General features: G+C 66.6%; 11 protein-coding genes. 4 read left to right on the plus strand and 7 right to left on the minus strand.

Annotated elements, in window-relative coordinates:
- Positions 1 to 42 precede the first annotated feature (42 nt).
- Positions 43 to 2,361, plus strand: coding sequence for an NADP-dependent malic enzyme (locus tag QFW81_RS14270; protein WP_280579697.1), 2,319 nt, complete (start codon positions 43 to 45; stop codon positions 2,359 to 2,361).
- Positions 2,362 to 2,634: 273 nt separating this feature from the next.
- The gene (locus QFW81_RS14275) at positions 2,635 to 3,135 is read left to right on the plus strand and encodes an REP-associated tyrosine transposase (protein ID WP_280579699.1); all 501 of its coding nucleotides are present in this window, start codon (positions 2,635 to 2,637) and stop codon (positions 3,133 to 3,135) included.
- Between the two features lie 454 nt (positions 3,136 to 3,589).
- On the opposite strand, the gene QFW81_RS14280 is transcribed toward QFW81_RS14275, so the two are convergent.
- From QFW81_RS14280 to QFW81_RS14305, 6 genes are all read right to left on the minus strand, one after another.
- Positions 3,590 to 4,000, minus strand: a complete 411-nt coding sequence (locus QFW81_RS14280; RefSeq protein WP_280579701.1) for a response regulator — start codon at positions 3,998 to 4,000, stop codon at positions 3,590 to 3,592.
- Between the two features lie 5 nt (positions 4,001 to 4,005).
- Positions 4,006 to 4,446 (minus strand): response regulator, encoded by a 441-nt coding sequence (locus QFW81_RS14285; protein WP_280579702.1) that lies wholly within the window; start codon positions 4,444 to 4,446, stop codon positions 4,006 to 4,008.
- Positions 4,443 to 6,251, minus strand: a complete 1,809-nt coding sequence (locus QFW81_RS14290; protein ID WP_280579703.1) for a sensor histidine kinase — start codon at positions 6,249 to 6,251, stop codon at positions 4,443 to 4,445. The genes QFW81_RS14285 and QFW81_RS14290 overlap by 4 nt, the downstream gene beginning before the upstream one ends.
- A gap of 200 nt (positions 6,252 to 6,451) precedes the next feature.
- Positions 6,452 to 6,841: an STAS domain-containing protein gene (locus tag QFW81_RS14295; protein WP_280579704.1), complete on the minus strand. Its 390-nt coding sequence runs from the start codon at positions 6,839 to 6,841 to the stop codon at positions 6,452 to 6,454.
- A gap of 14 nt (positions 6,842 to 6,855) precedes the next feature.
- Positions 6,856 to 7,269 carry an ATP-binding protein gene (locus QFW81_RS14300; protein ID WP_280579706.1) on the minus strand — a complete coding sequence of 138 codons (414 nt, stop codon included), beginning with the start codon at positions 7,267 to 7,269 and terminating at the stop codon, positions 6,856 to 6,858.
- A gap of 5 nt (positions 7,270 to 7,274) precedes the next feature.
- A complete protein-coding gene (locus tag QFW81_RS14305) occupies positions 7,275 to 9,293 on the minus strand; it encodes a SpoIIE family protein phosphatase (protein ID WP_280579707.1) in 2,019 nt (672 codons plus the stop codon).
- A gap of 197 nt (positions 9,294 to 9,490) precedes the next feature.
- On the opposite strand from QFW81_RS14305, the gene aceE reads away from it, so the two are divergent.
- Both aceE and QFW81_RS14315 read left to right on the plus strand, forming a co-directional pair.
- Entirely contained in the window at positions 9,491 to 12,181 is a 2,691-nt protein-coding gene (aceE, locus tag QFW81_RS14310) for a pyruvate dehydrogenase (acetyl-transferring), homodimeric type (protein ID WP_280579708.1), read from the plus strand.
- A gap of 273 nt (positions 12,182 to 12,454) precedes the next feature.
- Complete coding sequence (locus QFW81_RS14315) at positions 12,455 to 14,209, plus strand: hypothetical protein (protein ID WP_280579709.1); 1,755 nt, start codon at positions 12,455 to 12,457, stop codon at positions 14,207 to 14,209.
- Positions 14,210 to 14,414: 205 nt separating this feature from the next.
- On the opposite strand, the gene QFW81_RS14320 is transcribed toward QFW81_RS14315, so the two are convergent.
- Positions 14,415 to 15,128, minus strand: a complete 714-nt coding sequence (locus tag QFW81_RS14320; RefSeq protein ID WP_280579710.1) for a hypothetical protein — start codon at positions 15,126 to 15,128, stop codon at positions 14,415 to 14,417.
- Positions 15,129 to 15,273: the final 145 nt, after the last annotated feature.

Consider the following 15,273-nt stretch of genomic DNA (forward strand, 5'->3'; position numbering starts at 1 on the left):
ATGAGCGGCTAGAATCCCCGTTCCGCACACGGCCAAGACCCGATGTCAGACAAGTTGCCGGACAACAGCGAAACCGCCGACGAATTCCGCCAGGCCGCGCTCGACTACCACCGCCTGGCGCCGCGCGGCAAGATCAAGGTCGTCGCCACCAAGCCGATGCTCACCCAGCGCGACCTGGCGCTGGCCTATTCGCCGGGCGTGGCCTACGCCTGCGAGGAAATCGCCGCCGATCCCAACAAGGCCAGCGACTACACCGCGCGCGGCAACCTGGTGGCGGTGATCTCCAACGGCACCGCGGTGCTGGGCCTGGGCGACATCGGCCCGCTCGCCGGCAAGCCGGTCATGGAAGGCAAGGGCGTGCTGTTCCAGAAGTTCGCCGGCATCGACGTGTTCGACATCGAGGTCGACGAGAAGGATCCGGACAAGCTGGTCGACATCATCGCCAGCCTCGAGCCGACCTTCGGCGGCATCAACCTCGAGGACATCAAGGCGCCGGAATGCTTCATCGTCGAACGCAAGCTGCGCGAACGGCTCAAGATCCCGGTCTTCCACGACGACCAGCACGGCACCGCGATCATCGTCGCCGCGGCGGTGGTCAATGCGCTCGAGATCGCCGGCAAGAAGATCGGGGACGTCCGGCTGGCCACCACCGGCGCCGGCGCGGCCGGCATCGCCTGCCTGGACATGCTGGTCGCCCTGGGCCTGAAGCCCGAACACATCGTCGCCTTCGACCGCGGCGGTGTGATACACAGCGGCCGCACCGACCTGGACGAGGCCAAGCGCCGCTACGCGCGCGACACCGACCACCGCGAGCTGGCGCAGATCGTCGCCGGCGCGGACGTGTTCCTCGGGCTGTCGGCCGGCGGCATCCTGACGCCGGAGATGGTGGCCACCATGGCGCCGACGCCGATCATCCTGGCGCTGGCCAACCCCTACCCCGAGATCCTGCCCGCAGCGGCCAAGGCCGTGCGTCCGGACTGCATCATCGCCACCGGCCGTTCGGACTACCCGAACCAGGTCAACAACGCGCTCTGCTTCCCGTACATCTTCCGCGGCGCGCTGGACGTCGGCGCCACCGGCATCAACGAGGCGATGAAGCTCGCCTGCGTGCACGCGATCGCGGCCCTGGCCAAGAGCGAGGCCAGCGACCTGGGCGCGGCCTACGGCGAGGAGATTCCGAGTTTCGGCCCGGATTACCTGATCCCGCGCCCGTTCGACCCGCGCCTGCTGATGCAGCTGGCGCCGTGCGTGGCCAAGGCGGCGATGGAATCGGGCGTCGCCACCCGGCCGATCACCGACATGCCGGCGTACCGGGAGAAGCTCGGCCAGTTCATCTATCGCACCGGCCTGGTGATGAAGCCGGTGTACGACCGCGCCCGCGGCGACCGCCAGCGCGTGGTCTACGCCGAAGGCGAGGAGGAGACCGTGCTGCGCGCGGTGCAGACCGTGGTCGACGAGGGCCTGGCGTTCCCGATCCTGATCGGGCGCCCGGACGTGATCGACATGCGCATCCAGCGCCTGGGGCTGCGCCTGCGCGCGGGCGAGGACTTCGAACTCACCAATGTCGACGACGACCCGCGCTACAACGACTACTGGCGCCACTACCACGCCCTGACCGAACGCCGCGGCGTGACGCCCGACGCGGCCAAGGCCATGCTGCGTTCGCGCACCACCCTGATCGCCGCGATCATGGTCGATCGCGGCGAGGCCGACGCGATGATCACCGGCCTGGTCGGCCGCTTCCACAAGAAGCTCGGCTACATCCGCAGCGTGTTCCCGCTCGATCCGGGCGTGCAGAGCACCTCGGCGATGACCGGCGTGGTCAACGACCGCGGCCTGTGGTTCTTCGTCGACACCCACGTGCAGCCGGACCCGACCCCGGAGCAGATCGCCGAGAGCACCATCCAGGCCGCGTACCGGCTCAAGCTGTTCGGGATCGAGCCCAAGATCGCGCTGATGTCGCACTCCAACTTCGGCAGCCACGACGATCCCAGCGCGCGCAAGATGCGCGAGGTGCGGCAGATCCTGCTGCGGCGCGCGCCGAAGCTCGAGGTCGACGGCGAGATGCAGGGCGACACCGCCTGGGACGACGGCCTGCGCCGCCGCATCTTCCCCAACACCACGCTGGACGGGCGCGCGAACCTGTTCGTGATGCCCAACCTGGACGCGGCCAACATCACCTACAACCTGATCCGGATGATGACCGAGGGCGTGGCCCTGGGGCCGATCCTGATGGGCGTGAGCAAGCCCGCGCACGTGCTGACCCAGACCTCCACCCCGCGCCGCGTGGTCAACATGACCGCCATCGCCGCCGTCGAGGCCCAGATCCGCAAGCAGATGCTCGCCGACCGCAGCCCGTAGCCCGTAGCCCGGGTAAGCGAAGCGCACCCGGGGAACGCATCGCGCGTCGCATCCAGCGGCCCAGCCGCTTCATCGGTGTGCCGACCCCGGATGCGGCCTTCGGCCTTATCCGGGCTACGCGTCGATGCCGAACCGCGCAATGCCCGGATCCCGTCGCCCGGGTAAGCGCAGCGCACCCGGGAAGATCCCCGACCCACGTACGCACAAATCCCCGACCAGTCGCGCCCAGCGCGCGCGATACCCGTGTTCGCGCGGCCGTGGGAGCGTATGCGCATGGTGCGCTATCGCCGCAATCGCGTTCCCGGCGGAACGTTCTTCTTCACGGTCACCCTGCGCGACCGGCGGAGCGATCTGCTCGTGCGCCACATCGACCTCCTCGGCGCGTCCTGGCGGAAGGCGCGCGAACGCATCGCGCACGAGGTGGTGGCGGTCGTGGTGTTGCCCGAGCACCTGCATGCGGTGATCACCATGCGCGACGAGGAGGGCGACTACTCAGGGCTGTGGCGCGAGATCAAGAAGGGATTCACCCGCGGCCTCGCCGTGAAGTCGACGCCGTGGCAGATGCGGTTCTGGGAACACACCATCCGCGATGCGGGCGATCTGGCCTCGCACATCGACTACGTGCATGCGAACCCGGTCAAGCACGGCCTGGTCGCGCGTGTGGCCGAGTGGCCGCATTCCAGCTTCCATCGTCACGTGCGACTCGGACTGTTGCCGCAGGACTGGGGCGGAGAGGTGGACCCGCCCCCATGCACCGGCGAACGCGACGCGTAGCCCGGGTAAGCGAAGCGCACCCGGGGACCCGTTGCGGCCCCGCCTCGCGGAGCCGTGGTGGCACGCTGTCGTCCGACCCCGGATGCGGCCTTCGGCCTTATCCGGGCTACGTCGATGCCGGAGCCGGTGTCGTAGCCCGGGCAAGCGAAGCGCACCCGGGGCGGGACCACCACTTCCACCAAACGTCTCTTGCCCGCACCGACGCGGCCGTCTCGACACCAGACCCCGGATGCGGCCTTCGGCCTTATCCGGGCTACGTGCCCGCGTAGCCCGGGTAAGCGAAGCGCACCCGGGACCCGTCGATCCCGCCGCTTCGCGTCGATGAACCCCGTCGCATTACCGCATTACCGCATTCCCGTACCCAGGCATCCCCGGCATCCCCGGATGCGGCCTGCGGCCTTATCCGGGCTACGCGGTCGGAGCCCGTCGCCCGGTAGGCGACGCCACATCTGGCCTATGGGTTGCGCGGTGTCGCGGTGGCGAGCAACGGCCGCAACACGCCCGGCAGCGCGTCCAGGTCGTCCTTCAGCAGCAGGCCGTCCGCCGCCGGCGGATCGCCGTCCGGCGCAAGCCCGCCGGTGAGGAACACGAACGGCAGCGCCGGATCGTGCGCGCGCACCAGCGCCAGCGCCTCGACGCCGGAGAACCCCGGCAGGTTGACGTCGCAGACCACCGCGTGCGGCGCGAACGCCTGCAGCGCCTCGGCCAGCGCCGCGCCGGTGTACACGCGCCGGCAGTCCACCGCCAGCCCGCCCTTGCGCAGCGCGTACTCCGCCAGTTCGGCGTCGTCGCGCGAATCGTCGACCAGCAGCACGCGCCAGTCGCCATCGCCACGTCCGGATCCGGACGCAGACCCTGCCGCCATTCGCGTCAGCCCTTCTTCGGCGGCTCGTTGAGCACCGCCCAGAACCGGCCGAGGGTGCGCACCGCGTCGAAGAACTGGTCCACGTCGACCGGCTTGACTACGTACGCGTTCACGCCCAGGTCCCAGCTGCGGGCCAGGTCGCTTTCCTCGCGCGAGGACGACAGCACCACGATCGGCAGCGACTTGAAGCGGTCGTTCTTGCGCAGTTCGGTCAGCACTTCCAGCCCGTCCATGCGCGGCATCTTGATGTCCAACAGCAGCACGGCCAGGTCCTCGTCCGGACGCTCGGACCACTTCCCGCGGCGCAGCAGGTAGTCCAGCGCCTCGACGCCGTCCTCGACGTGCACGATCGGATTGGCCAGGTGCGCCTCGCGCAGCGCGTCGATCGCCATCTCGGCGTCGTGGGGGCTGTCCTCGGCCAGCAGGATGGTGCGCAGTTCGCTCATGGCGTGGTCTCGTTGGAGGCGGGCAGGTCGCCCGCGGCAGGAAGGGTGAAGTGGAAGGCGGCGCCCTGGCCCGGTTCGGACTGGGCCCAGATGCGGCCGCCGTGGCGCGCCAGTACGCGGCGCACGCTGGCCAGGCCGATGCCGGTGCCGGGGAATTCGCTGGCCGCGTGCAGGCGCTGGAACACGCCGAACAGCTTGCCCGCGTACTGCATGTCGAAGCCGGCGCCGTTGTCGCGCACCTCGAACTCGTGCGCGCCGTCGTCGGCGCGGCGGTAGCCGATCTCGATCCGCGCCGGCTCGCTGCCGCGGCTGTACTTGACCGCGTTGCCGAGCAGGTTCAGCCACACCTGGCGCAGCATGTTCTCGTCGCCCACCACGATCGGCAGCGGCGCGATGCGCCATTCGATCCGGTGCTCCGGCGCTTCGGTCGAATTGTTGGCATCGAGCATGGCGCGGGTCTCGGCCGCCAGCGACTGCATGTCCACCGACTGCAGCCGCAATGCGCTGCGGCCCAGGCGCGAGTACACCAGCAGGTCGTCGATCAGCGCCGACATGCGCCTGGCCGAGGAGACCATCACGTCGAGGTAGTGGCTCGACTTGTCGTCGAGGTTCTCGCCCAGGTGGCGGCCGAGCTTGTCGCCGAAGCCGGCGATGTGGCGCAGCGGGGCGCGCAGGTCGTGCGAGACCGAATAGCTGAAGGCCTCCAGCTCGCGGTTCACGTCCGAGACCTGCTCCACCTTGCCCTCCAGCTGGCGGTTGAGCTCGCGGATCTGGCGGTCGCTGGCCTTCTGCAGGCTGATGTCGCTGGCGGTCACCAGGGCCACGTCCTCGTCGCTGTCGGGCAGCGGCATGCGCCGGGCGTTGATCACCATCGTGCGCTCGACGCCGTCGGCGGTGCGCTGCACCTGCTCGTGGTCCCACAGCTCGCGGCCGCGGCCGAGCACGTCGGCCAGCCGGCGCAGGATGCGCTCGTCGTTCCAGGCACCGTCGCCGAGTTCGGTCAGCGGCTTGCCGCGCGGGTCGCCCTCCACGCCGTACAGTTCCGCGAACGCGGCGTTGTACAGCACCACCCGCTGCTGGCCGTCGACCAGCATGATCGGCTCGCGCACCGTGTCCAGCACCACGCTGGCGCGCGCGCTGGCGCGCTGGGCATCGCTCTCGGCCCGCAGCCGGTGCGCCAGCTGCCGCGCCGAATACACCAGCACGCCGCCGAGCAGCAGCAGCTGCCCGGCCATGGCGATCCAGGTCGCCCAGCGGGCACGGCGGTCCATCTGTTCGGCGCGCGCCTGGCGCTGGGTGAGCAGGCGCTGCTCCTCGCCGACGATCTCGGCGATCAGGTCGTGGATCGGGTAGCGCGCCACCATCGCGTCGATGTCGATCGCGGTGACGTCGTTGGCGCCGGCCTCGATGATGCGGTCGGCGTGCGCCTTGCGCAGCAGCAGGTTGGTCTGCAGTTCGGCGATGCGCACCTGCTGCGCGGGATTGTCGCTCGTCAGCCGCCGCAGCTTCTGCAGGGTGGGGATGATGCGTTCGCGGCTGTCGGCGACGCGGTTGCGCAGCATCGCGTTGTCCACGCCGCTGGCCAGCGACAGCGCGCCCGATTCCATGTTGCGCATGTCCGCGGCCAGCGAATGCACGGTGGCCTCGGTCTCGTGCGTGTGCACCACCATGGCCCAGGCGGCGTCGATGTCGATCGCGGCCTGGCGCAGCAGCAGGAACGGGGTGACCACGATCACCACGATCACCAGCCCGAGCGCGGGCAGGCGCCAGTTCGACAGCGGTTGGGGGTGGGGGGAAGGCGACATCGTGCTCGGGTTCGGGCCGGACTGGACACACGGGACCCGGGACGCCGGACATGGCGCCTCACTCCCCTGTGATGGCGATCATTGCCGACACGATCCCGGAGGGCAAGCGCGGTGCGACGACGGCGCCCGCCCGGGGTCCGGGCGAAAACGCGGCATCCTGCCCGCGGCCGTGTGCAGGCGACGCGAAGACGCGCCGGCGCTCAGTCGCCGTCGTCGCCTTCGAGCACCTTGCGCTGCATCGCGTCGAGGTAGGCGTCGGCCTCGGCGGTGGAGGCGAAGATCTCGTTCAGCGGCACCGCCTTGACCAGGTCGAACACCTTCTGGATCTGCGGCTGCGGGTTGACCACCAGCACCCGCCCGCCGTGCGCCGACAGCGCCTTGCGCGCGCGGAAGATCGAACGCACCCCGGCGCTGCTGATGTACCTCAGGTCGTGCAGGTCCAGCACCAGCGAGCGCAGGGTGTCGGCCTCGAGCAGCGGCGCCAGCGCCTGGTCGAGTTCGACATGGGTATGGGTGTCGAGCCGGCCGCCGATCACCACGGTCTGCACGTCGTTGCGTGCCGGGTCGATGCGCAGGGTGAGGGTGGACATGGGCGGGTTCCTTCTCAGTCGGACGCGTCGTCGAGCCGCAGGGTGACGCGCACGAGGTTGCGGCCCTCGTGGCGGCGGTAGTCCACGCTGTGCGCCAGTTCGCGCACCAGGTGCAGGCCCAGGCCGCCGACCGGGCGCTGTTCGACGGGCGCATCCAGGTCCGGCGCGGGCGCGGCGGTGGGGTCGAACGCGGGACCGTTGTCGTCCAGCTCCAGCACCAGCCGTGCGGCCTCCAGCTGCAGCTGCAGCTGCACCCGCAGGCGCGCGTCCTCCTCGGCGGCGTGGGCCAGGGCGTTGCAGGCCAGTTCCTCCACGATCAGCCGCGCGTCGTCGATGCAGGCGCGGTCGATGCCGGCCTGGGCCAGCGTGGTTTCCACCGCATCGGCCAGTTCGCCGATATGTGCCGGATTGCCGATGATCTTGTGCACGGACCTCATCCCCCCGTCGCCAGCGCCGCCGCTTCGGCCGTGATCGCGTCCGCGGTGACCGCATCCGGCACGCTGCGCGTGCGCCGGATCGCCAGCACGGTGATGTCGTCGGACTGGGCCGCCCCGGCCACGAAGTGTTGCACATCCTGCAGCAGGCGCCGGCAGGTCTGGTCGGCGGCCTCCCCCGGCACCAGGGCCCGGTGCAGCCGCTCGTCGCCGTAGCCGGTGTCGTCGGCGTCGAAGGCCTCGGTGATGCCGTCGGTCCAGGCGACCAGGGTGGCTCCCTCGGGCAGCCAGGATTCGCGCACCACGAAGCCGTCGAAGACCTCGAAGCCCAGCGGCGGCCCGGCCTCCAGCGCCAGCGTCTCGATCCGCCCGTCCGCGTGCACCAGCACCGGTGCATCGTGGCCGGCGCTGGCCAGCAGGCAGCGGCCGCTGTCGATCTCCAGCCGCCCGCACAGCACGGTGGCGAACATGCAGGTCTCGTTGCCCTCCACCAGCCGGCCCGAGGCCGCGGCCAGGATCGCCCCGGGCGAGCCCAGCCGCCGCGCCTGGCCCTCCAGCACGGTGGCGGTGCGGGCCATGAACAGCGCCGCCGGCACGCCCTTGTCGGACACGTCGCCGATCGAAAACCACAGCGCGCCGCCGTCGAGCTCGGAGAACTGGTAGAAATCGCCGCCCACCGCCTTGGCCGGTTCCAGCACCGCGCACAGGTCCATGCGCATGCCGCCGTGCTCGATCATGCGCGCGTGCGGCAGCATCGACTGCTGGATCTCGCGCGCGATCCCCAGCTCGCTCTCCAGCTTCTGCCGCGCCCCGGCCATGGCCTCGATCTCGCGCAGCTGGCGCTTGATCGAACCGCGCGCGGTGTTGAATGCGCGCGCCATCACCCCGACCTCGTCGCGCCGGCCGATGTGCGGCAGCGGGTAGTCGAACTCGCCGCTGGCGAAATGGCGCGCCGACTCGGTCAGATCCTCGATCGGCTGCAGCAGGCGCCCGGTGTAGCGCCGCACCAGCACCAGCGCCGGCAGCAGCGCCAGCAGCCCGATCAGCGCCACCCACTGCGCCACTTCGCGCAGCTGGCGCAGGATGAAACTCTCCGAGGCCGAGGTGGCGAAGGTCCAGCCGCTGTCGCCCACCGGCGCGGCCTGGGTGAGGAACGACTCGCCGCTGGCCGGATCCTCGTGTTCGAACTCCACCGTCTCGCCGCGCGCCTGCGCCTGCGCCAGCGGCACCAGGTCGGCGCGGCCGTTCTCCACCAGCACCTCCAGCCGCTGGCGCATGCGCAGCTCCGGGTCGGGGTGCAGCACCGCCAGGCCGCCGGGCGAGAACAGCATCGGCTGCAGGCCGGCCTCGTCCGGCGTGCTCTGCAGCAGCCCGTCCAGCAGCCGGGCCACCGGCACGTCCAGGCTCACCATGCCCAGCGCCGGCGCCAGCGCGCCGTCGCCGTGCAGGCGCAGCGGCAGGTTGTAGGTGGTGAAATCCGCGCCGGCCGTGGCGGCGTTGGCGTACGGTTCGGACCACCATGCCCCCGTCGACTGCAGCGTCCGCACGTACCACGGCATGGCGCGGTAGTCGTAGCCCAGATCCTGCACGGAGCGTTCCACCAGGCGCTCGCCGTCGCGGCGGATGTACCAGGTGAACCCGGGATCGTCGGGCGCCAGGCGTCCGGGCTCGACGATGATCATCGCCCCGGCGATGTCGGGATCGCCGGCCAGGCTGGCCAGCAGCAGCGAGCGCAGGTGCAGCGGCTGCGCGCCGACGCCGGTCGCGCCCGCCGCCAGGGTGCGGCCGCTGACCTGCACCGAATCCAGGATCGCCTCCAGGTTCAGCGCCCCCTGGCGGGTGAGCGCCTGCGCCTCGACGCGCGCGTTGTGCACCACCAGCATCCGCGCGCCGAGGTAGAACGCCAGCGTGGTGGCCAGCACCAGCACCGCGTTGAGCAGCCCTGACCACAACGCCATGCGCGTGCGCAGGCTGTGGTGCCAGCGCAGGTCGATCGAAGGCGTCGGGTCGCGGTCCATGCCCGGGGTCTCCTTGGGATGCCCGTGGCACCGATCATAGTCCGCCCGGGGCCGCGCGCAGTGCGCCGGCGCATGGTCGCCGGGGGCGGCCGCGCACGGCCCGTGGCGGGGCCGGGCGGCGCCGGACCGGCTGCTAGAATCGGGGGTCCAACTTCCCCACGACAAGGCGTGGCCAGCGGGCCGCGGCGGAGCAAGCGATGAACTGGCTGAACGACGTGCTGCAGAACGACCCGGACCCCACCGAGAGCCGGGAGTGGATCGAATCGCTCAAGGCGGTGATCGACCACAGCGGGCCGGAGCGCGCGCACCAGCTGCTGCAGGACATGGTGGAGCTCACCCGCCGCGCCGGCGCCCACCTGCCGTTCGCGCCCACCACCGAATACATCAACACCATCCCCACGCATCTCGAACCGAAGATGCCCGGCGACCAGACGCTGGAGTGGAAGATCCGCTCGATCATCCGCTGGAACGCGATGGCGATGGTGGTGCGCGCCAACCGCAAGCCCGGCGACCTCGGCGGCCACATCGCCAGCTTCGCCTCCAGCGCCACCCTGTACGACGTGGGCTTCAACCACTTCTTCCGCGGCCCCGAGGGCGACCACCCCGGCGACGTCGTCGCCACCCAGGGCCACAGCTCGCCCGGCATCTACGCCCGCGCGTTCCTGGAAGGCCGCATCAGCGAATCGCAGATCGACCACTTCCGCATGGAAGTCGACGGCCGCGGCATCTCGTCCTACCCACACCCGTGGCTGATGCCCGATTTCTGGCAGGTGCCCACGGTGTCGATGGGCCTGGGGCCGATCGCCGCGATCTACCAGGCGCGCAACTGGAAGTACCTCGAATCGCGCGGCCTGATGCCCAAGTCCGACCGCAAGGTCTGGTGCTTCCTCGGCGACGGCGAGACCGACGAGCCCGAGAGCCTGGGCGCGCTGTCGATCGCCGGCCGCGAGGGCCTGGACAACCTGGTGTTCGTGGTCAACTGCAACCTGCAGCGCCTCGACGGCCCGGTACGCGGCAACGGCAAGATCATCCAGGAGCTGGAAAGCCAGTTCCGCGGCGCCGGCTGGAACGTGGTCAAGACCATCTGGGGCAGCTACTGGGATCCGCTGCTGGCCAAGGACCACCAGGGCATGCTGCGCAAGCTGATGATGGAGACCGTCGACGGCGAGTACCAGAACTGCAAGGCCTTCGGCGGCGCCTACACGCGCGAGAACTTCTTCGGCAAGTACGAAGAGACCGCGGCGATGGTGGCCAACCTCTCCGACGACGACATCTGGCGCCTCAACCGCGGCGGCCACGACCCGCACAAGGTGTACGCGGCCTACACCAACGCCATGCAGACCAAGGGCCAGCCCACGGTGATCCTGGCCAAGACGGTGAAGGGCTATGGCCTGGGCAGCGCCGGCGAGGCGCTCAACCCCACCCACAACACCAAGAAGCTCGACGACGCCGCGGTGCGCGCGTTCCGCGACCGCTTCAAGATCCCGGTCGACGACGATCTGCTGAAGGACGGCAACATCCCGTTCTACCACCCGGGCGAGAAGTCCGACGAGGTGCAGTACCTGCTCGAGCGCCGCAAGGCGCTGGGCGGCTGCGTGCCGCAGCGCCGGCGCAAGGCCGACGAGCAGCTGGTCGCGCCGAAGCTCGAGGTGTTCGAGCGCCTGATGAAGGACACCGGCGAGCGCGAGATGTCCACCACCATGGCGTTCGTGCAGTCGCTCAACATCATCCTGCGCGACAAGCAGGTGGGCCCGCGCGCGGTGCCGATCGTCTGCGACGAGGCGCGCACCTTCGGCATGGAGGGCCTGTTCCGCCAGATCGGCATCTACGCCCCGGCCGGGCAGAAGTACAAGCCGGTCGACCGCGACCAGCTGATGTACTACCGCGAGGACACCACCGGCCAGGTGCTGCAGGAAGGCATCACCGAGGCCGGCGCGTTCGCCTCGTGGATGGCCGCGGCCACCAGCTACTCCACCAACAACCTGCAGCTGCTGCCGTTCTACATCTATTACTCGATGTTCGGCTTCCAGCGCGTGGGCGATGCCGCCTGGCAGGCGGCCGACATGCGCGCGCGCGGCTTCCTGCTCGGCGGCACCGCCGGCCGCACCACGCTCAACGGCGAAGGCCTGCAGCACGAGGACGGCCACAGCCACCTGCTGTCCGGCGCCATCCCCAACTGCCGCAGCTACGACCCCACCTTCGCCGGTGAGGTAGCGGTGATCCTGCAGCACGGCATGAAGCGCATGATCGAGGAGCAGGTGGACGAGTACTACTACCTGACCCTGATGAACGAGAACTACAGCCATCCGGCGCTGCCCGAGGGCGCGGCCGAGGGCGTCATCAAGGGCATGTATTTGCTGAAGGACGCCGGCAAGGCCAAGAAGGGCGAGCTGCGCGTGCAGCTGATGGGCAGCGGGACGATCCTTCGCGAAGCCATCGCGGCGGCCGAGCTGCTGGACAAGGACTTCGGCGTGGTGGCGGACGTGTGGAGCTGCCCCAGCTTCACCGAACTGCGCCGCGACGGCTACGACGCCGAACGCTGGAACCGCCTGCACCCCGAGGAAAAGCCGCGCAAGGCCTATGTCACCGAGTGCATCGAATCCCGCCCCGCCGGCCCGGTGATCGCCGCCACCGACTACGTGCGCAACTTCACCGACCAGGTGCGCGCCTTCATCCCCCGCACCTACACCGTGCTCGGCACCGACGGCTTTGGCCGCAGCGACACCCGCGCCAACCTGCGCCGGCACTTCGAGGTGGACCGCTACTACATCGCCCACGCCGCGATCGACGCGCTGGCGAAGGATGGGAAGATGACCGCGAAGGACGCGGCCAGGGCAATCAAGCTGTACAAGCTGGATCAGGAGAAGCCGAATCCGTTGGGGGTTTGAGGCGGGCACCTGTCGCCACGTGCGCAGGATCAAATAAGCAGAAGGCGGCCGATGGCCGCCTTTTTGTTTCAGTCGAGAAAAGGACTCTGACACTGTCGTCTCGTCCAGGCTGGGGAAGCATGCCGATTTCAATCAGTAGTATGTTCATGTCTCTCTGACCCACTCAGCTGCCAGATATGGGGCGTTCTGCCGAAAAAGCTAACGCGCTCGAAAATTGAATGTGGGCTAGAAGCGCAAATCCTCGGCGGATAAATAACAAGGAGCTGGGTTCGCATGCTTATCGATGAATCGCTTCGATTCTTTGTCAATAACCTTCAACCACGTGCACTTGTGATGAAGGGGCGCTGGGGGGTAGGGAAGACATTCTATTGGCGAGAGCAGATCGCCAAAGAGTTCTTCGCGCATGCAGATCTACGACGTGTGAATAGAGGGTACGCGTATGTCAGCTTGTTTGGGATAGAAACTATCTCTCAAATGAGAAATTCATTGGCTTATTCCTACATTGAGAATCAGCCGCCAGGACTGTTTGGTATAGCTAAGCACTGGGTCCGCAAGTGTATTAGGCGCATCGCCAGTCACGTCAGTAAGAACGTTGCTGATGAACTTAGCTTGGGTGGGCAAGAGCTTGGTATTAAAGTCAAAGCGACCACCTTGCTAAATGATTTCTCCTTCCTGAGCATACGGCGGTCCCTGATATGCATAGACGACTTGGAGCGCCGCAACGGCAAACTATCGATCGGAGACGTTCTTGGTCTTGTTTCGTATCTCGTTGATCAACGAGAGTGCCGAGTGATTCTAATCCTCAATTTTGATGCCTTGCCAGCAGAAGATCGCGAGGAATGGGAGCGGAGTAGGGATAAGGTCTTTGAAGCGGAGTTGTTGTACCAGCCGACCCTGCAGAAATCCGTTGAAGTGGGGATGCATGGCACCGAGCTTGAAACGTGGCACAACACCGTGAAAAGCTGTCTGATCCAGCTCGAGATTGACAACGTTCGAGTTGTAGCGAGAGCGCAGAGATTCGTTCGTCAACTGATTGAAGAAATATTGAAAGACAAGCGCATGAGCGACGTTTCCGACGAGGCGTGGGCGGAAATTGCGAAAACTGCGACTCTGCTATCTGCCGCTAACGCAAGTAGAAATGTAGGAGCGCCGGATATTCTAGAGATCATAGATCCGCAAGGATTGTCGATGTTGGGTGATGGAGGTGATGCAGATCTAAGCGATGAGCAGAATGGTTGGAAGAAAAGAATATCCGAGTATGGGCTGTACTTCGGAGATGATCTCGATAAGGCGATCGCCCAGAGCGTCCTGGATGGATTTCCCCGGACCGATCTTTTGGTTCCCGCGGTTTTGGAGTGGGGTCAAATAAGACAAAAACATGAGCGAGAACAAAAGTTTAGGCGCGCTTGGGATTTGTACCATTCGTCATTAGAGCCTGACGACGCGAACGTTTTCGATGCGTTTCAGGAAGCGCTTCCGGGGATTGTTGGGACAGAGGCTGTCCACAACATCGAATCTACCGGTCGCTTGCTTCGCGTTATGGGGCATCCGGATGCCGCGACGAAGCTGTTCAAAGATTGGATTGATGCGCGCCGCGGCGAGCGAAGCGATGAGCTCTTCGAAGAGTCATTTTTTCCAGGAACAATCGTGACAGATGCCGAGTTCAAAGATCTAATCGAAAGCGCGAGGATAGAAGAGACGCGCGCTGCGGGAATGCTCCTTGTTGAAGCGCTTGTGCAGATCGACTCTAGCTCTCACAGCAATGAAGCAGTCGCTTCAATTGCTGCCGCTCATCCGGAAGAGATCGCAGAGGTCCTTGTGCGAGAGAAGAGAACATGGCGACAATGTGCTAGAACATTAGGTGTGCATGGCCCGCACGACGATGTGGGAAGGTCGGCTAGGGCCCGCTTCCTTGCTGCATTGAAGATCATTGCTGAGACCTCACCTTTAAACGCTGATCGTGTTCGAAACAAGCTTGGCGGGCTAGATGTGAATGTTTTGCTTGCTGAGTTACAAGAACAAGGTTGAGCAAGGAAAGCACGGGTCAGAGTCGACTTTTCTCTGCTGATGCTGAAGAATAGAGTCGGGTTTGCCGAAGGAACGGGGTGAGGTCCACTTCTGTGGCGCGATGTAACGCCCGATGCCCTCGCCTCCCGCGGACACCTCTGCAGAATTACGTCGCGGGAGAATCTCTCACGAATCATTCCAGGCCACATTTCCTTGTGAGCTTCCGTCAGGGCTTACAAGTGCCGGCACGACCATAGGCGGCCAACACGTTCTCGAGATCGATCTCTAATTCCTCCTCGATGTGGGGCCCGAGCACCTCGACCTCAGAAAACCTAGTCGTCATCAGGTGCTGCCGCACAGCTTCAAACTGCTGTTGCCAAAGCTTCTCAAAGAGAGAATTTACGCTGGCAAAGTGAGGCTCAAGTTGTCTCGCGATGTTCGTGCCCAACGACACCACGCGGGTGTTTCCCGTACCCACGCCAATATGGACGTGGTTCGTCGGTGGCGTGGCAGGAAGCACCAACACCGAGTGCTTGTGTTCTCCGAGTCCATCATCATGAGCCATCATCTTGTCTCGTAGATGCATTACGTACTCGTGTACATCGAGTGCTTCAGTACTCACGTGTTGCTCAAGGTAGTCGCGTGCCCAGCGCCGAGGAAGATGCCGACGAGCTTCACTAAACTTGAAGGGCTTGGAATAGATCACCACAGCGCTCCACCAAAGTGCCTGGCTGACCGGGCCTTCGTGCTCTTCCCACTCATCCTTGCAGCACTCCCTGATCAGATCGAGTGCGGTGGATAGATCGCGGTGCGTCCATGCAAGAATTGCAAGCATCTCAATGCTGGGTGACTCAACCCGAAAAGTCCCGCCGCCAATATAGGACCCAGAGTCATCGAACACTGTCCGAGGGAAGGCCAGTTCAGGCACGCTAGCGTTCATCAGTCGATCCGGTAGAAGGGGGGGTGAGCAAAACAAGGGTCAGAGTCGACTTTCTCCGCGGATCTTGCGAGCTGAAGAACGGAGTCAGGTTCACTTCTGGGGGAGGCATAGGGCTCGATGCCATCGCCTCCCGGGGACCGCTGCA

This window comes from Luteimonas kalidii (assembly GCF_029887935.1).
GTDB classification, from domain to species: Bacteria; Pseudomonadota; Gammaproteobacteria; order Xanthomonadales; family Xanthomonadaceae; genus Luteimonas; species Luteimonas kalidii.

Coding starts and splice junctions, on each gene's coding strand:
- QFW81_RS14320 (WP_280579710.1), bottom strand. CDS start 15,128: ATGAACGCTAGCGTGCCTGAACTGGCCTTCCCTCGGACAGTGTTCGAT.
- QFW81_RS14285 (WP_280579702.1), bottom strand. CDS start 4,446: ATGAGCGAACTGCGCACCATCCTGCTGGCCGAGGACAGCCCCCACGAC.
- QFW81_RS14315 (WP_280579709.1), top strand. CDS start 12,455: ATGCTTATCGATGAATCGCTTCGATTCTTTGTCAATAACCTTCAACCA.
- QFW81_RS14305 (WP_280579707.1), bottom strand. CDS start 9,293: ATGGACCGCGACCCGACGCCTTCGATCGACCTGCGCTGGCACCACAGC.
- QFW81_RS14290 (WP_280579703.1), bottom strand. CDS start 6,251: ATGTCGCCTTCCCCCCACCCCCAACCGCTGTCGAACTGGCGCCTGCCC.
- aceE (WP_280579708.1), top strand. CDS start 9,491: ATGAACTGGCTGAACGACGTGCTGCAGAACGACCCGGACCCCACCGAG.
- QFW81_RS14280 (WP_280579701.1), bottom strand. CDS start 4,000: ATGGCGGCAGGGTCTGCGTCCGGATCCGGACGTGGCGATGGCGACTGG.
- QFW81_RS14295 (WP_280579704.1), bottom strand. CDS start 6,841: ATGTCCACCCTCACCCTGCGCATCGACCCGGCACGCAACGACGTGCAG.
- QFW81_RS14270 (WP_280579697.1), top strand. CDS start 43: ATGTCAGACAAGTTGCCGGACAACAGCGAAACCGCCGACGAATTCCGC.
- QFW81_RS14275 (WP_280579699.1), top strand. CDS start 2,635: ATGGTGCGCTATCGCCGCAATCGCGTTCCCGGCGGAACGTTCTTCTTC.